Origin of the sequence: Rothia sp. HMSC067H10, assembly GCF_001810635.1 — a bacterium.
Classification (GTDB): Bacteria; Actinomycetota; Actinomycetes; order Actinomycetales; family Micrococcaceae; genus Rothia; species Rothia dentocariosa.
The window spans coordinates 19967-36111 of sequence record NZ_KV802311.1; the positions used below are offsets into that span (position 1 = coordinate 19967).

At 57.3% G+C, this 16145-nt stretch carries 14 protein-coding genes; 3 read left to right on the forward strand and 11 right to left on the reverse strand.

The annotated features are described in order from the left end of the window. Positions 1-39 precede the first annotated feature (39 nt). The 3 genes from HMPREF2756_RS04675 (at position 40) to HMPREF2756_RS04685 (ending at position 2794) form a co-directional block, all read left to right on the forward strand. A complete protein-coding gene (locus tag HMPREF2756_RS04675; protein ID WP_070618813.1) occupies positions 40-1548 on the forward strand; it encodes a tyrosine-protein kinase domain-containing protein in 1509 nt (502 codons plus the stop codon). Between the two features lie 101 nt (positions 1549-1649). Further along, positions 1650-2492, forward strand: coding sequence for a nucleotidyltransferase family protein (locus HMPREF2756_RS04680; RefSeq protein ID WP_246825842.1), 843 nt, complete (start codon positions 1650-1652; stop codon positions 2490-2492). Then, entirely contained in the window at positions 2492-2794 is a 303-nt protein-coding gene (locus HMPREF2756_RS04685) for a PqqD family peptide modification chaperone (RefSeq protein ID WP_070618815.1), read from the forward strand. The genes HMPREF2756_RS04680 and HMPREF2756_RS04685 overlap by 1 nt, the downstream gene beginning before the upstream one ends. Positions 2795-2878: 84 nt before the next feature. Here HMPREF2756_RS04685 and HMPREF2756_RS04690 read toward each other — a convergent pair whose 3' ends face one another. From HMPREF2756_RS04690 to HMPREF2756_RS04740, 11 genes are all read right to left on the reverse strand, one after another. Continuing rightward, on the reverse strand, positions 2879-4120 hold the full coding sequence (locus HMPREF2756_RS04690) for a glycosyltransferase (RefSeq protein WP_070618819.1): 1242 nt from the start codon (positions 4118-4120) through the stop codon (positions 2879-2881). Next, positions 4120-5058, reverse strand: a complete 939-nt coding sequence (locus HMPREF2756_RS04695) for a glycosyltransferase family 2 protein (protein WP_070618822.1) — start codon at positions 5056-5058, stop codon at positions 4120-4122. The genes HMPREF2756_RS04690 and HMPREF2756_RS04695 overlap by 1 nt, the downstream gene beginning before the upstream one ends. Before the next feature lie 63 nt (positions 5059-5121). Continuing rightward, positions 5122-6165, reverse strand: a complete 1044-nt coding sequence (locus tag HMPREF2756_RS04700; protein ID WP_070618825.1) for a glycosyltransferase family 4 protein — start codon at positions 6163-6165, stop codon at positions 5122-5124. Between the two features lie 78 nt (positions 6166-6243). Further along, positions 6244-7569, reverse strand: coding sequence for an O-antigen ligase family protein (locus tag HMPREF2756_RS04705; RefSeq protein WP_070618828.1), 1326 nt, complete (start codon positions 7567-7569; stop codon positions 6244-6246). Further along, positions 7566-8699 (reverse strand): glycosyltransferase, encoded by a 1134-nt coding sequence (locus HMPREF2756_RS04710; RefSeq protein ID WP_070618831.1) that lies wholly within the window; start codon positions 8697-8699, stop codon positions 7566-7568. Before HMPREF2756_RS04710 ends, HMPREF2756_RS04705 begins: the two co-directional genes overlap by 4 nt. After that, positions 8696-9787 carry an acyltransferase family protein gene (locus HMPREF2756_RS04715; protein ID WP_070618833.1) on the reverse strand — a complete coding sequence of 364 codons (1092 nt, stop codon included), beginning with the start codon at positions 9785-9787 and terminating at the stop codon, positions 8696-8698. Before HMPREF2756_RS04715 ends, HMPREF2756_RS04710 begins: the two co-directional genes overlap by 4 nt. A gap of 9 nt (positions 9788-9796) precedes the next feature. Further along, entirely contained in the window at positions 9797-12040 is a 2244-nt protein-coding gene (locus HMPREF2756_RS04720; RefSeq protein ID WP_070618835.1) for an N-acetylneuraminate synthase family protein, read from the reverse strand. A 71-nt stretch (positions 12041-12111) separates the two neighbouring features. Next, a complete protein-coding gene (locus HMPREF2756_RS04725; protein ID WP_070618838.1) occupies positions 12112-12852 on the reverse strand; it encodes an acylneuraminate cytidylyltransferase family protein in 741 nt (246 codons plus the stop codon). Further along, a complete protein-coding gene (locus HMPREF2756_RS04730; RefSeq protein ID WP_070618841.1) occupies positions 12852-13940 on the reverse strand; it encodes an RNA-binding protein in 1089 nt (362 codons plus the stop codon). Before HMPREF2756_RS04730 ends, HMPREF2756_RS04725 begins: the two co-directional genes overlap by 1 nt. Further along, positions 13931-14929, reverse strand: coding sequence for a CgeB family protein (locus HMPREF2756_RS04735; protein WP_070618844.1), 999 nt, complete (start codon positions 14927-14929; stop codon positions 13931-13933). Before HMPREF2756_RS04735 ends, HMPREF2756_RS04730 begins: the two co-directional genes overlap by 10 nt. Positions 14930-15005: 76 nt before the next feature. Then, the gene (locus HMPREF2756_RS04740) at positions 15006-15929 is read right to left on the reverse strand and encodes a glycosyltransferase family 2 protein (protein WP_070618847.1); all 924 of its coding nucleotides are present in this window, start codon (positions 15927-15929) and stop codon (positions 15006-15008) included. Between the last annotated feature and the right edge of the window lie 216 nt (positions 15930-16145).

The window sequence follows — 16145 nt, forward strand, 5'->3', positions numbered from 1 at the left end:
TTCACCACTCAAACTCAACACTCTGGAGCAAATTCAGAAATGACAATTTTAGATTTTGTGCGCACCACAAGAGCCAATCTCGTGTTGCTCATTGCTGGCATCGTAATCGGTGCCATCGCAGGGCTCGGCTATTCCCTGCTGCAGCCTAAAGTTTATGCCGCCAGCGCCTCCGGGTATGTGACCGTCGGTCAGAGTGGCACTATTGACGTACTATCCGGCTCAAACGCCGCAAAAGAACGTGCCCGCTCATACTCGGCAATCGTCTCATCAGAAGCCGTCGCCAAGATCATTCAGGAGCAGAACTCTGACCTGAGCATCGGGACGATTCGCGGCAGCCTGAGCGCAACTACCGAAGAAAACAGCTCACTCATTAAGGTGCGGGCGACCGCTTCCAGCCCTGAGCAGGCACGGGTTTTGGCGAATTCGGCGCTTCACGCCACCGCTCAGTACATCGAAAATATTGAGAAGAACGGTTCGGGGAACAACAGTACCGCTACCCCCACGCCTGCTGGGGAAGAAAACCAAGAAAGCGCTCAGAACAAGGTTTCTTCAACCAACCCGTCCGATACCACCAATACTCTGATTCGTGTGATTCCGCTGGATAATGCCAGCGTGAACCCGCCTCTCGTATCGCCCAACTACATGCAGAACGGCCTCATCGGTGCCGGTGCCGGGCTGGTGCTCGTGTACCTGGCGATCTTCCTGCGCCGTTCTGTGGATCAGCGCATCCGCACCCGTGACGACGCCATTAAGGCGACAAACAGCAATATTCTGGGTGTGCTGCCCGTTAGCGACGATCTGGCGGAAGAAAACATCGTGCATGCCAGCAACGATGACCATATTGCCCACGAATCTATCCGTCAGCTGCGCACGAATCTGCGCTTCGTGAATATTGATAACCCGCCGAGCTCCTTTATTGTGACCTCCGCAGTTCCTGGCGAGGGTAAGTCTACGGTCTCGCTGGCGGTGGCGCGCTCTATGGCAAGCTCGGGGCAGCCGGTCATCCTGATCGACGCCGACCTGCGCCGTCCCACCGTCGCGAAGAAACTGCACATTAACGCCAAAATTGGTTTGACACAGGTTCTTGCCGGTCAGGTTGATATTGCTGAGGCCGTGCACCAGGTAGAGGATTCCAAGCTCTTTGTGCTTCCCGCCGGGCGTATTCCTCCGAACCCTTCCGAATTGTTGGGTTCCGACAAGATGCGCCAGCTTATCGAAGAACTTTCCAAGGAATTCCTGGTCATCGTGGATGCTCCCCCGCTGCTGCCGGTGACCGACGCATCGCTGCTCTCCCACGCCGTGGATGGCGTGATTATGGTCGGTACCGTGGGCAAGAGCCACCGCGAGCAGATGACCGAGGCTGTTGCCGTGCTGGAGCGTGTGAATTCACACCTCTTCGGCGTGGTACTCAATAAGGCCCCGCGTAAGGGCCTGGGCAATTCCTACTATGGATTTGGTTACGCCAATAGTTATGTAGGTTACGCCAGCTACTACGGTTATTCCAAGGATGGTAAAAAGAAAGTTTCTTCCGGCGCGCACGGGGCTTAAGAAAATTTCTGAATCAGATTCTTGAGTATAAGGGCGGGAAAATAGGTGGACTATTTTTCCCGCCCTTATATTCAAAGATTTTCGTTGTGTGAAAGGATATCGTGCACACTACACCACAGCACAAACCTGGTACGCCGCTCAAGGCGCGTATTATGCTGGCGCACGCCTACTTTCAAAGGCTCGCGAATCTTCACGGAATAGATATTTTACACATCAAAGGATATGCGTTTAATTCCGAAATTTTTAAACCCGATAGACATAGCACCGATGCAGATCTTTTAGTACGGCCTTCTCATGTAGATACTTTTGTTCACATACTTTTAGCTGATGGCTGGAGTATTCAGGCGCATTTTGACACCGGATCCGTTTTTGAACATGCAATGACGCTTTATCACGAATCCTGGGGTCTCACCGATATTCACCGTTTCTTTCCGGGGCTCGGAAAAGATCCCGAACGTGTTTTTCAACAGCTCTGGGCGGCACATATGCAGCGCGAGATAGCGCACCGCTCCTGTGCCGTACCCTCGGTACTCGATTCCCGGCTGATTGTGGTGCTGCACCGAGCTAGGGCTAGTTCCGCCTATAACCAGGATCTTGAGTATCTGCGCGATATTCTCGACTCCTACGACTGGGCTAAACTGCGCGAACGTGCTGCCGAATTAGATTCTTCTCTCGCCTACTCCGCCGCAATGGGTGGCTTAGAGACGTACCGTCACGAACGCGACTACCTGCTGTGGAAGTCGGTTTCCACGCAGGTGCCAAGCTATATTCAATGGGTGGGCAGGCTGCGGTCGGCGCGTGGATTCGCCGAGAAAATGCGCACGCTCAAGAATATTCTTATGGTCAATCAGGATCATTTGGCGATGGAACTGGGGCATAAACCCACGCGCGCCGAAATTCGCACTAGGTTCTTTGAGCGTTTTGGGTTGGGAGGCGGTTCCTGATGAGTACTACTACCGCGCCGGTGAGGTACCGCATCCCAGAGTATGTTGCCTTCGTACACGCCGAGGAAATTTCCGAATACGCTTCTGTCACGACGTATCTTGCCGACACACGGACCGCGCAGGTTTCGGTGTTGGAGGGGTCAGCATCTATTATTTGGGGTATTTTTGAGGAGCCGTTTTCCCTGCCCGAGGCCCTTGAGCTGATCGCCGAGCTTACCGAGCAGAACCCCGAGGATATTCGCGGGGAGGTTGAGGGGTTTGTGCATCAACTCGTCGAAGACGAGCTGCTGGAAGCTGTCTAACCCGCCCTGCCCCACTATATGAAGAGCCTTGAGAGTAAAGATCTTTACTCTCAAGGCTCTGTGTTTACGCCGGATAGGTTAGGTCTACTTACCTGAGGATGCGGTAAGCTCATCAACCGCCTGGCGGATTTCGTCGATAAAACGTTCCTCGCTAAAACGCGCGATGTAGTTCTTAATCGCCTGCTTATCCCACTCTTCGGGGTTGAACTTCTGTATCGCCGCCTCAATCTGTTCCGAGGTCGGCTGTTCAATAAACACGCCGTTGAGGCCTTCGCGGATGGTATCGAGGTACCCGCCCGCGCGGTATGCGATCACCGGTTTTCCACTGGCACCAGCCTCCAGCGGAGTAATCCCGAAGTCCTCATGAGATACCGCGAGAAGTGCCAGACAATGCCGGTAGGCAGAACACAGCTGCTCGTCAGAGATCCCGGAGATAATGCGCACATTGGGCCCCGAGAGTTTGAGGAGCTTATCTTTTTCGGGGCCATGCCCGATAATCAACAGCTTCTTACCCGCTCGATTGCACGCCTTAATCGCCTCATCCACGTTCTTATAGGACATCAGGCGCGACACCAGCAGAAAGTAGTCTCCCGCAGCCGTGAATTCCTGCAGACCCGCGATCGGTTCTTCCACGCGGGTTGCGCCCCCGGAGTAAGGCGGGAAAATAATGGGTACGTCTTTGCCGTACACCCTCGAAATACGTTCCTGAATGGCGGTCGAGTTCGCCACGTAATGTTCCGACCGTGCCGCCGCGCGCTGATCCCAGAACCGCAGCAGCGGGTTTATCACCCGTAGCCCCACCCCAATCACACTGTCCTTTTTCTCGTCACCCAGGTATTGGTCGCGCAGGTACAGCCAACGCGCCGGGGAATGGCAGTACACCAGTTTCTCGCCGGTGAATTTGAACCCGTGCGCCCATCCCGTGGTCGAAACCACCGCAACGTGCGCCGGAACTTTCAGGCAGGATGCGGTCAGCGGCAGCAGCGGCAGCGCCAGCCGGTGGTAGCGCCGCAGCAAGCCCACCCGATTGAGCGGACTGGTGATGATATTCGCATTCTCAAACTCGGGGAAAGTACCTTCAGGATTGTAGAGGGTCGTGTAGATAGGGGCCTCAGGGAACGCCCGGTGCAGGGCCAGAACAACCCGCTCCGCCCCACCGCGCTGCGTCAAATAGTCGTGAGCGATAGCGAGCCGAGGGGCACTGACAGAACCTATATCTGCCGAAACCGCAGGCTGAGATTCCGCCGATGTCGGGATTTTTTTCGAGGCCAAAGAACGAACGTGAGCGGATGCGCCGCGCCAGGATTGTGCTACTCGATTCAGCATTAGAACACCTTCCGTGCGCGCTGCGGGTACTTCACGCCTGCGTAGGATGCCGCCTCCACCTGCAGCGCCACCAGCTTCTCGGCGATCTTCGCGGGAAGTTTCAGGAGTACCGCATCGAGAGTATTGCCTATCCGCCGGATATTTGCCTCAGTACTGACCGCCGCGAGAGCCTTCACAGCAGCACCCCAGAGCCCGGCAGGGTTGGGAGCCGCATGCGCATCTTCGCCGTGTTTACGCACGAAAATGGTGCGCGCACTGCCCGCGTGCAGGGCACGGAGAGCTCGCACGGCGGTCGTGGTCGCCTCAGCATAATGCTTCGTTTCAACCGTATCGGAAATTATGATTTTCCCGCCGGCATCAGCGATCATCTTACCCAGATCGACGTCTTCCCAGCCGTAAAGACGATAGGCGGGATCGAAGCCGCCGATAGTTCGGTACAGCTCTGCTGAGACGGACGAGTTTCCATTCCAATAGTGCCAACGCTCGGATTCGGGGGTGCCCAGCGCCGCTTCCTTAAACTTTGCATCGCGGTAGGTTCCGTACACCTGAGAGTAAGCGGTCTTGGGGAAAATATTGTTCAGGGTGCCGATCACCCCGTCATAGTCGCGGTGTAAGCGAAGGTGGTTCGCCACATAGTCGGGACCGGGTTCCAAGTCGTCGTCGCAGCGAATCAAAATATCCGCATCCGCCTCATTATGCCCGGCGTTGAGAGCCGCCACACGCCCAAGATTTTCGGGGAACACAATCTTAGTGAGGTTTAAGGTTCTGCGGGCGATATAGTCGTCAACAACTTTTTCGCTCTGGTCGATGTCACCATCGAGGACAACGATAACTTGAAAGTCTCGTTCCGTCTGAGCAGAAAGCGCGTCTAAGGGATAGTGTAAAACCCCTGCTCCGCCCCGCGATGGGATGATGACGGCTGCTTGATAGTGAGCCATAAACTGTCCTGTAGTTGTGAGAGTGAGTAATTGGCGGGAACAAGCATGAGTATGATGAATCCTCTAGAGATACTTCTCTAAAAGGTGGCGAACTCGTTCCCTGCCTGAGTCGGGTGAATATAATTCCTGCCAACGCCAAAATGCCGCAGAAATAATGTCATTAAGGTTATCAGATTCTTGATAGAAAGCCTGAGTTAAATGTCGAATCTTTTCAACGAGAGCCGAGGGATCCTGGGCAGGGTAAATATACGGGTAGTCCTCCCCCACGACTTCGGGAAGGGCACCCGCATCGCTGACGATCACCGGCACGCGAGCACTCATCGCCTCTGCAGCGACCAGCCCAAAGGATTCCGGGGCTTGCGAGGGCACTACCAGCATATCGACCGTGTCGAAGAGCTTTTGCGGAGTGCTCCAACCGAGACGGTCGGTGTAGCGCTCAATGTTTTCAAGGGCACGGGATACTTCACGCTCTTCCTCGGCGGAAGCGAAGACGGGCGCTCCGGCAACCACGAGGCGGTATTCAGGGACGGTAACAGTACTGTTGAGGCGCTCGATCGCCTGGCAGAGGAGGCCAATCCCTTTGGAAGGTGTGAGTCTGCCGAGGTAGCCGATGCGCACCACCCCGGGGACGGTGGATTTCGCCAGCGAGAGGGGGACTTCCTGCACCCAATTAGGGAAGACGTTCGCACAGGGTACGGATGCCGCAACATACTCGCTGGGAACGAGGGTTTGAAGGGCCTTTTTGCGAGCAAACGGTACTAATTTAGCGTTGGTACCCGTCGGCAGCTGATGTAGGTGCACGATGCGCCCTGCCCGTCCCCCGGTAGCGGCGGCAGGAACCAGCCCGTTACACCACAGGAGCGTATCCCGGTGCGCCCGGTGCCAGAGCCGCAGCTGAACCATATACTGCATGCGCGTTTTGGCGGGCAGTACGATGCGAGTGAACCCTTCGTCGGCGGCCGCTTCAATGAGATCCGGCGGGTTTGCCGGACCGATGATGACAACCTGGTAACCGAGCCCTCGCGCCGCCCGAGCGATATTCAGGAGCATGACTTCGCCCCCGCCTATATCGCCGTTATTGGTGGCTAGGTAGAGTTCTTTACTCATCTCGGGTGTATCTTTCTAGGTTTTCGGTACCGATATGCCAATTATCATAAGTGAATAGTCACACGTTTGGCGATGGTTCTAGGAGTTTTTGATCCGGTTCGCAATATAGGCGGTGATTTTTTCGGGTGATTTTGGCGGTTCGATACGCCGGTCTACCCCCACGAAGTTTTCCGCCTCATACCCCGGCATGCCAAGTTCTCTGTTCCGGGCTATAGCGCCCGCGCGAACCGCATAAGCAATGACAATTGCCCAGGTAAAGGTGTAGAAGACCTCGCCCAGACTCAAACCACAGACGAGCAGGGCTATCGCTGCCCCCTGCCCCACTCTTTCTTCGACGGTCCAGGAGGTTTTTGAGACGAAGATGCGCATCCCCACGATAATCGTGATAGCGATAACGAAGACTGTCCAGACCCAGCCGCCCTCGGTACGAAGCACTAGATAGGAGTTGTGATACACCCAGTTCCTATCCTGCAGGGGCGCGTAGGCTTCTCCGAGTCCGCTTCCAAAGAACCCCGCAGTTTCGGCTTTCTCCTGTGCCACCGCATCAATACGTTCACGAAGCATGTCGGAGCCCACACGCGAGGCGAACTGCCCTACCTGGGCATAGTCCGTGGCGAGCGCCTGCACAAGCACCCAGACGCCGCCCAACAGGAACATCCTCACCATAAAGTTGAATCGGGAAGCGAGCAGTACCCACAGCACGCCTACCAGGTACGCCGTGATGGAGGTACGCGAGTTCGTCAGCCACACCACCGAAGTTCCCAGTACGAAGGCGAAAATACGCTCGGGCATAGTGCGCACAATGGCGAAAGCGAGTACACCAAAGATAGCGTACGCCAGGCCCGCATAGTTTTTATCGTGAAGGAAACCCACCAGAACATTGCCGTCCGAGCGTTCGGTGATTCCCAGATAGAAGGCGGGAACGTTGATCAGAAGCGCCGTGAGGTATCCGGCGATGGCGGACCTAAAATGCAGCCGCCCCTCAGCAAGATTCCACATCAGAATAGTGGTGAAGATCATGCGAACTAAGCGTTGTCGCCAGTCGAAAGCATCAGCACTGGCGGTATGCAAAAGCGATACGAACATCATGTAGACCAAGCCCAGCCACATAATAGTTTTCAGAGATTTAAACCTGCCAAGTTCGTACTGTGCAGGCTTGGTAAGCCCGTAGAGTGCGCCGATAACCACGGCAATCTGGCTGAGGGGCTGGTTAATGACCGGCAGCACGGTAGCGAACACCATGGCACCGAAAATTACGAATTCGGGTATGCGCAGCTGATTGCTGTTGTCCCGCACGTAGTCACCGCTCTTTTTGAGCCCGTGACTAACGCGCGCGGAGAGGTTTGCGCTATCGTTCCGGTGCTGCGAGCTAGGCGATAGCGATGTTCCTAGGTGAGTGCTCATGCTAGTCCTTGATGCTTTTGTGTTTGAGTGTAGAGTTCTGCGATCTGCGCCGTCATCTCGGCGTTGGTTACCCACGTCCATGCTGAAGGGGCCGAGGCTTCACAGTTCCGCATAAGAGCTTCTAAAACGCTATCACAGAATGCGTTCTGGCGGCGGTTAACAAGCTCGTTGGGGGCAAGAATTTCGGGGTTTCCGCCCACGTTGGTTGCCACGGTTTTTAATCCGGCGGCTTTAGCGTCCAAGAGTGTATAAGAACAGTTTTCCCAGATGGATAGCTGAACCACCATATCGCTGCGGCCCATCGCTTCTAGGGGATCGACGAACCCACTGAAGGTTACGGCATCGCTGATATGCAGCTCCCGCACCTGCTGCGCTAGGGTATCGGCAAGGTCACCTTCCCCCGCGATTTCAAGGTGCGCCTTGGGGTACACGGTGCGCAGCTGGACGAATGCTTCTATCAGCACGTCAATACCTTTTTCGGGCGAGAGCCGTGAGAGCGAGAGGATGCGCGGCGCATCCGGTTCGGTCAGCACGCGGTGCTTGTGTACGGCGGCGCGCAGCCGGGGTGCATCCACCCCGTTATAGATGATGCTCACCCTGCGAGCGCCCCATTTACGGCGCATCTGCTCGGCGGTAGAGCGCGAGACGGCAATAGCCGCATTGGTGCCCCACAGACGCACCCGGTGCACCTGTTCCATGAGTTTAGAACGCCAGGAGGTGCCGTGGTAGACGGCATCATCCCCCGCGATTCCGTGCTCGGTAGTGATGAGCGTGGGAACGGTCAGTGACCGGTTGGCAAGCCGCCGCATCTTGAGGGAGTTGATGACGGCGGCGGCGATAACATCCGCATAGGCAAGGTGACTGTGCACGATAGTGGGCTTCTCTCGTTCAATCACGTGTGCGAGCGAGGCGAACGAGGTTCTAAAACCGCGGCTCGGTCCGAAGGGTACGGCGTGAACGGGAATATTAAGCTCGCGAAGGCGCTCGGTGAGTTTTCCCTCGGGTGCGCAGACAACCAGGCGATACCCGGGAATACCGGTTCGGGCGACGTCAAGAACATGTCGCGCCACTCCCCCGAAGTCGGGAACCGGAACAACCCAGAGCACGGTCAAAGTCTTGGCTGTACTCATGCCCTCACCAGCTTTCGTGTCAGAACGTTACGCAGGGCGGCAGAAACTCGTGTCTCAACCGTACTATGCACGCACCACGCCCAGAGTAGAACCAGCGCGAGAGCCAATATGCGCGCACCCCACGCCCCCGTCCAGGGGTAGAACATATCGATCAGCATATAGCCAAGCATCGCGTGCCCCAGATACAGGGGGTACGATATTGTGCCGAGCGCGTGCAAGGGTCCGCGCGCTAAAAACGGCACGTGGCGCACATAGATAACGGCGAAAAACACCACACATATTATGGCGACTCCCACCCCGTGGGCGCTATCGTGCATGAGGAAGGCATTGATAGAGGCCGCCGCTGCGCAATACGGCATCAGCCAGGTAAACCTACGGTCGTGGCTGTACATAAAGAACACCATGCCCAGACTAAACAGAGCCGCATGCTCGGCAACCACGCCCCACACCAGCATTTTAGGGGCACCCGTCAGGGACGCCTCCGGGTGAAATATGCAGCAGACGAGCAGCCCTAAGGTTGTCCAACAAAAAATACCGATCGTGATATCACGGCGATATATTTTTCCACGCCGCACAGCCAGATAGAGCCCCATGAGCAGATAGAACTGTAACTCGATGGCGAGCGTCCAATACACCTGATCGACATTATCGACCAGCATAAAACGCTGCATCATCGTCGCATTAACCAGGGTTTGCGCCACCGTAATATCCCGGCCGGGATTACCGTAGAGAAAATACACAGCCGCGGCAACCGCAAGCGCCAACCAGTAGGTTGGGTACAGTCGGGCGAAACGCGAAATACCAAATTTTAGGGCGGAACCGCTTTTGATAGCGCTCAGCAAAATCACGTACCCCGAGATGATGAAGAAAAGCTGCACCCCTAGTTCTCCGAGCGGAATAGAGTACGGTTCGGGGGCGATGCGCGGGTAGTTCTGCACGGCGGGGTATCCGAAATGGTAGGCCACAACGGCCAGTGCCGCTATTCCGCGCAGCCCGTCGAGTTCGCTAAATCGTCCGGGGGTGATAAAGCTGTTGTCGAGTACTTCGCCGGGTTTTCGGGCGTGCTGAACGGTTCTTGGTGGTGTCACGAAACCGACCTACAGCCACTTTTCGAGGCGGTCTAGGGCGGTGAAGAAGCCTTCGCCGTTGTTGATATGCCCCTGCCAGATTTCGGGGATAAACGATGCTTTCGGCGCCAGCTCACGCAGCTGCTTGCCCAGTGCAGCCCAATCGACATCGCCTTCGCCTACTTGCACGCCTTCGCCATCTACGCCGATACCGTCGACGAGGTGCAGGTGGATGGAGTGCGGCGCCAGCTGTGCTACCGCCTCTGACAGAGGAATTTTGAGGAAGTTGCATGCGAGCATGGTGTGTGAAATGTCCAGGCAGAGAGCGCTGTCGTAGGCGCGCGCGAATTCGGCGGTGTCCTGCGGGTCAAGGAAGAGGTTGTGGTACTGCTGCCCGCCCATCAGCCAGGGGTAGGGCGGCAAAGTCTGTGCCGCCAGGCGCACCCCGGCGGTATCCAGCCGTCCCAGGGCTTCGCCGATGCGCTCGTACTTTGCGGCACGGGCGCTCGCCGGGATGTGCTTATCTTTGGTGAAGCCGCCCATCGTGACGACCATGACGGGGTCTTCGTCCACCGTAAAGTAGCGGGTCAAATCGCGGGTAATGTCGATGGTGCGCTGCACCTCGGCGATGGAACGTTCCCAGACTTCGGGGTCGCGGGAGGCCAGATCGACCAGAAAGTCCCCGGCGAAGAGGTCGGGCAAGTGGGTCGTGAAGCTCATGGGCAGTTTCTTCTCAAAGACCTCGTCAATATTGATGTCGAGGTCTTTGTAGGAGAAGTGGAATTCGAGGAAATCCGGTGTTGCCTCTTCGATCAGGGGTTTGTAGTCGTGGTACCGTACCGGCAGGCCCCAGGGGCGTTCAAAGGTGAAGTCGCGGCGGGGTACGAGGTCATCCTTCAGATCGCCCTCAAAAAAGAACGACCCTTCTTCAACGTCGCGTTGGATGGTACGCCCGAGCAGCTGCGGCAGGTAGTTCGGCTGCAGGCCGCGGCCGGGTGACTTGACGGTCACATCCGCCTCGGTGATTACCTCACCTTTGGCTATGCTGCGGGTCGCAACCAGCGATTTGGCCAGGTTCACGCGGTTCATCAGTTCACCGGTGGAAACTTCACGGGGCGCGGCCGTGCCGATGGATTCCTCAATGTCACGAATCTGCCGCACCATCGCCGCGAACTCTTCGGGCAGCAGCGATACAGTGTGATCGTTGCCTTCCAGGGTTTTATCGGTCGTGAAATGCTTCTCGATAATCTTCGCACCGCGCGCAACAGCGGCCACGGGCACATGGTAGCCGCGTTCATGCCCGGAATAGCCGACCAGGCATTGGCCGATCTCGGCGAGGCGGTCCATATACGCTAGATTCACGTCTTTGAAGGGTGCCGGGTAGGTGGATTGGCATTGCAGCAGGGCGTAGGATGCGCCCGCCTTGCGCAGCAGGTTCACCGAGTCCAGGATTTCTTCTTCGCGGCTCATACCGGTGGATACCAGCATGGGCAGCCCGCGCGATGCAACATCACGCAGCAGTTCGTGGTTCGTCAGGTCTGCAGAGGCAATCTTCATGCCCGCAATACCGTAATCGACGAGCGCCTGCACGGATGGAGCATCCCAGGGGGTGCACAAAATATCCAGACCATGCTCCTTAACGTGGTCGAATACCTCGTACATCTGCTCAACACTCAGCGAGAACCGTGAGAGCAGATCCAGGGTGTACTGCACACCCAAGTCTTCGCCCGCGGTGGCGCCGCCGCGCTGGCGGTAGAGCGCATCCAGATCGCGCAGCTGGAATTTCACGGCGTCCGCACCGGATTCCACCGCGAGGTCCACCAGCTCTTTCGCGAAGTCCACGCTCCCCTGGTGGTTATTGCCGATCTCGGCGATGATTAAGGCGGGCGCATCCTCGCTGATGGTGTGCTTTCCGATGCGCAGCACGTTCTGTTCGTCCATTGCCAACGCCACCAGATGACCGCGTTCGTCGATAAGTGGAATATGCTCGATACCGCGCGCAAAGTAGCCGCGTAAAGATTCGGGGTCGCTATCGGCGGGGGCGGTCTGCGGGTTCGTATTCGCCGCCGCCAGTGCGCTGGTCTCTAGGGATGCGGTGGGGTTGGCAATCAGCCAACGTCTAAAGTCCCCGTCCGAAAGCGAACCGCGCAAAATGCCGGATTCGTTGACTAAAAAGATAATGCGCTGACCGTTGGCAGAAATTTTGTGAAGCGCAGTCAGAATCGGGTCTTCAGCGAAGACCACATAGGGCGCAATATTACGTTCGATAATCACGGTTTATGATGCTTTCTTCAAGAAAACTTGTGTTTAGTGAGAGTGAGTGTTGGGTCTTTTGACGCTGAGGCTTAGCTTCTTACGCCGGGGTGACCCTCAAGAATCTGCTTGAGCTGATGCTCGGCAACCGCAAAATCAATAGGGGCATCAATATCGACGCCCTCGACCTCATGAAGCGTGAAAAGATCAATGGTCCCTCCAGGATACCCCGCCAAACGGTTGTGGTGCTCGGTGTACACGTAAGTTTTGGTGAGGTAGAGCGAACCGTTTTCCCGGTACCGGAAGGTCTCCTGCGTGAGTTCTTGGCGGCGTGGGCGCGCCATAATCTCGAACTCTGCGGTAGGTTCAGCATCCGGGTGCCACCGCCAAATAAACGGGCCAATCGGGATAACCCCAACCAATGAATCCTTGCCGTTCTCGGCGAATTGACGCACCGCGCGAGCCAGAGTGCCGGGCAAGCGTACCGGGCTGGTGGCCTGCAGCAGCATGACCGCATCCGGCGCCCAGCCCTCACCCGTGTAGAAGTCGATGGCGTGCTCGATCACCGGTTCGGTGGCTGTGGTATCTTCGGCAAGATGCGCGGGGCGCATGAACGGAACCTCGGCTCCGTAGTGGCGGGCGATGGAGGCGAGTTCTTGGTCTTCCGTTGAGACCACGACCCGCACCTCGTGCTCCCCCGTCAGTTCGTCGCGGGCGGCGAGCGCCTGCAAAATAGTCCACGCCACCAGGGGTTTTCCTGCGATCTCGCGCAGGTTTTTACGCGGTATGCCTTTGGATCCGCCGCGCACGGGAATAACGCAGAGAACTCGCATTAGTATGCCTCCAGGTAGTCGATGATGAGCTGAGCGATAGTGTGGGCGGGCTCGACTGCGGGTTGTTCGGGCGCCAGCGTGGGGTCTTCACCCCAGCGGTTCATGCCGTAGCGTGCCCAGAATTCTTCGAGCCAAGCGGGCGGGTTCGGGTGGTACACCCACGCCGGAATACCGCGGATTGCGGCCTCAAGCACGCCGGTTGAAAAGACTGAGACCACCGGGTTCGGCACCTCGTTCAGGGGCGTGGAAGAGCGATCTATGGCTATGCCTTCTATCTCCCAGAGCGCGTGGGTGGCGCGGGAGAGTTTATCGGTTTCGCTCGGGTGCGGCCGGTAGATGCCGTCGTGGCGTTTCAAAAAGCTGTGCGCGGCGCGGGCGAAGGATGCGCGCGGTAACTCCGCGCCGTGCATCTGCCCCAGAAACAGGATTTTGCCCAGGGATTTGGTGGTTTCGCCGTGCGTATTTTGGATAGCGCGGTAGAGCAGCTGTGAGCCGACGGTATGCGTCTGCACGTCGCGGCGTCCGGAAGCCCAAAATTGGGCGTCCTCGTCGCTGAAGGCGAGCAGAGTTGAACCGATGGGCAGCGGCGGGGCGTGCGGAACCAGCAGCCCGTGCTGTACCACCCAGTAGGCTATGCCGCGTTCGCGGGCGAATCGGTAGGCCGCGTGGCCGCGAGGAAGGTAGTGTCCTAAGGACAGCACGAGGCGCACGCCGGACAGTTTTTCGGCGAGCTCATCGGCGTGTATCGGGGTTGCGTTCCAGTCTTTGCGGCTATAGCGTGTGCTGGCGTATTGTCCGTTGAGATATTCTGAAGCGTCCCTCGGGCACCAGAGCGCGACCCCCACCCCTTCGAGGTGTTTAAGCGGTTCCAGCAGGGCGTTGCGGCTTGTGGGTGAGAACGAGTCGAGCACGATCAGTACCCGCGGTATTGCCCCGCGCGTATAGAGCATGCCGGAAACCATGTCCTGTTGGGCACCTCTGCGGGCGCGCACCATGTTCTGGGCGCGTCCTTTCACCCAGCGCAGAGTGTTTTGGCGCTGCTGCCAGGCATGCCAGGCTTCGAGATCGACGGGGTAGTTTAGGCCCATAGTTTCTCCAAAATTTTGACGCGATCATCGAAGGTATGCTCGGCGAGGGTGCGTCGCTGCCCGGCCTCACGGATTGCATGCGCCCAGCGGGGTTCACGGAAGATGCGGGCGCACAGGTCAATAAGCTCTTCGGTACTCTCGTAGACCAGTACTTCGCGCCCGGGTTCGTAGTAGCGAGCCACATCGGCCCGGTCGATCAGATGAAGTGCACCCACACCAGGGGCTTCGAAAGTGCGCATCGTGAAGCCGTCTTGGTTATGGTGGATATTCAGGGTCGCCGGTGATGATGCCATGACCCCGTAGGCGGCGGATCGGTCGATATCGCGGTGCGCAGGAATTCCAGTGCCCTTGAATCTGCGGGTTCTAGCTATATCCCAGGGGTGGCGTGACCAGTCTCGCCCGTAGGCGCGCATGGGTATTCCCGCCTCGTGCAGGGCACGCAGCGTATGCTCACGGTTAGGGTAATTCGCCCCAACGAAACTGATGGCGTCTTCGGTAACCGGCGCGATCGCGCAGTGCGAATCGTAGGCGTTGGGCATATCCAAGACGGCGTACCCTAGGGAACGCAGGTATTCGGCATCCTGCGGGCTATAGCTTGCGAGCGCTCCGAGGCGCGGTAAATCTTCCAGGGTGTATGACATGCGACGCAGCTCGTCGTAGAGCCAGGTTCCGTAGCGAACCCCGGATTCTTCAAGTTTTTGCCACCAGGTATCCCCCAGCAGGTCGCCTTTGATGACGAGCACAATATCGGGGTGATACTCCTCAAACGCGGCGATAGCACGAGCGGTCGCCTGGACCGCGGCGGATGCGGGCCGATATTTTTCGGGCAGTTCGTGCGCGAGTTTATTGCGGATACGGTCGGCAACTGTGCCGGGAGCATCGTAAATATGGGTGCGAACCTCGTATCCGGCAACGTTTAGCGAAGCCTCAATAGCCTTCCAATACCCGTGGAACGCTGGCGAAACCAGCAGAATCGTGGGGGCTCTCATCTCGTGTATCCTTTGTGGTTCTTCTCTGTCCTGTGGTCCTTCGTGCGGGAAAGCCAGGTTCGGCGCGGTTACCCGGCTAGTTTTCGTGCCGCGTTCCCCGCCGGATCAGCTCTAGTTCGTGGTTCAGAATCTCGCGCGGGTTCACTCGGTGATTCCGCAGGGACCGCACCAGGTTGAAACCGTAGTTGGCGTAGCTGGTGAGGGTTAGGGCGCGGCGCAGGTTCTTCTCGAACCCCCATTTTTCGGCGTAGATAAACCGTGCGGTGGTAAGCCATTGGCGGCGCCGGGCTGAGGGGCTGGATGCGCCTCCTTCGTGGGTGATCGTCACCTCGGGCACCAGGATGCGCGGCACCCCAATCTCGGCAAGGCGGCGCTGGAAGTCTACTTCTTCGCTGTTCATGTAGAAGCGCTCGTCCATGCCTTGTACCCGTTCGTATACCGTGCGGGGTACCATCATGCAGGCGCCCATAACCCAGTCTGTTCCGTGGGGCCTCAAGGCGGTGCAGGCACTTATATCGTGCCCTGCCCCGCGATGCCATAAGCGTGTGGGTTTGAAGCGTGCCAGGGGTGTGAACCATTCCCACGCGATATGCCCCACGGTGGGGAATTTGCGGGCTACCCACTGGTGTTTTCCGTCGTGACCGACTACTTGGGGGCTGGCGAGCGCCTGCGGATAGGCGGCGAGCGCCGTAAGCATTGAGCTGATGAAGTTTTCGCCGAGTTCAAGGTCGCTGTTGAGGATTATCAGCCAGTCTCCACGTGCGCGTGCAGCCCCGGAGTTTACGGCGCTGCCGAACCCACCGTTGCGCTCGCGGCGCACGATGCTCACGCCTTCGGTGTCGGGGAAGGGTATGGGTGAGCGGTCGTCAGAAACGATAATCTCAAGATTTTCGGGGGTTATTCCCCGCTGCGTGCGCAGGCTGGCAATTAAATCCAGCACGGGAGCAGGTTCGCCATAAAAGGGAATAATGGCGGAGATAGTTTCTGCTGACGAAGTCACAAAAATGCTTTCTGTTGCGGTTTACATCTATGTTCCGGTCATCAAACATTGTCTGTAAACGTATGTGTTTATTCGTGAGGAAACTCTCGACATACTGCACATAGTTGTTGCCGTCATATCCTCGTGAGTGAGTGTTACTTTATAATTCTAATATAGTATCGACATATCAGGTGAATATACAGCGTATTTTGCCTCATAATAAAGGTATTGCGTGTG

Bases quoted from the DNA above. Each gene is read 5' to 3' on its own strand.
- HMPREF2756_RS04675 (WP_070618813.1), top strand. From the start codon at position 40: ATGACAATTTTAGATTTTGTGCGCACCACAAGAGCCAATCTCGTGTTG.
- HMPREF2756_RS04685 (WP_070618815.1), top strand. From the start codon at position 2,492: ATGAGTACTACTACCGCGCCGGTGAGGTACCGCATCCCAGAGTATGTT.
- HMPREF2756_RS04690 (WP_070618819.1), bottom strand. From the start codon at position 4,120: ATGCTGAATCGAGTAGCACAATCCTGGCGCGGCGCATCCGCTCACGTT.
- HMPREF2756_RS04695 (WP_070618822.1), bottom strand. From the start codon at position 5,058: ATGGCTCACTATCAAGCAGCCGTCATCATCCCATCGCGGGGCGGAGCA.
- HMPREF2756_RS04700 (WP_070618825.1), bottom strand. From the start codon at position 6,165: ATGAGTAAAGAACTCTACCTAGCCACCAATAACGGCGATATAGGCGGG.
- HMPREF2756_RS04705 (WP_070618828.1), bottom strand. From the start codon at position 7,569: ATGAGCACTCACCTAGGAACATCGCTATCGCCTAGCTCGCAGCACCGG.
- HMPREF2756_RS04710 (WP_070618831.1), bottom strand. From the start codon at position 8,699: ATGAGTACAGCCAAGACTTTGACCGTGCTCTGGGTTGTTCCGGTTCCC.
- HMPREF2756_RS04725 (WP_070618838.1), bottom strand. From the start codon at position 12,852: ATGCGAGTTCTCTGCGTTATTCCCGTGCGCGGCGGATCCAAAGGCATA.
- HMPREF2756_RS04730 (WP_070618841.1), bottom strand. From the start codon at position 13,940: ATGGGCCTAAACTACCCCGTCGATCTCGAAGCCTGGCATGCCTGGCAG.
- HMPREF2756_RS04735 (WP_070618844.1), bottom strand. From the start codon at position 14,929: ATGAGAGCCCCCACGATTCTGCTGGTTTCGCCAGCGTTCCACGGGTAT.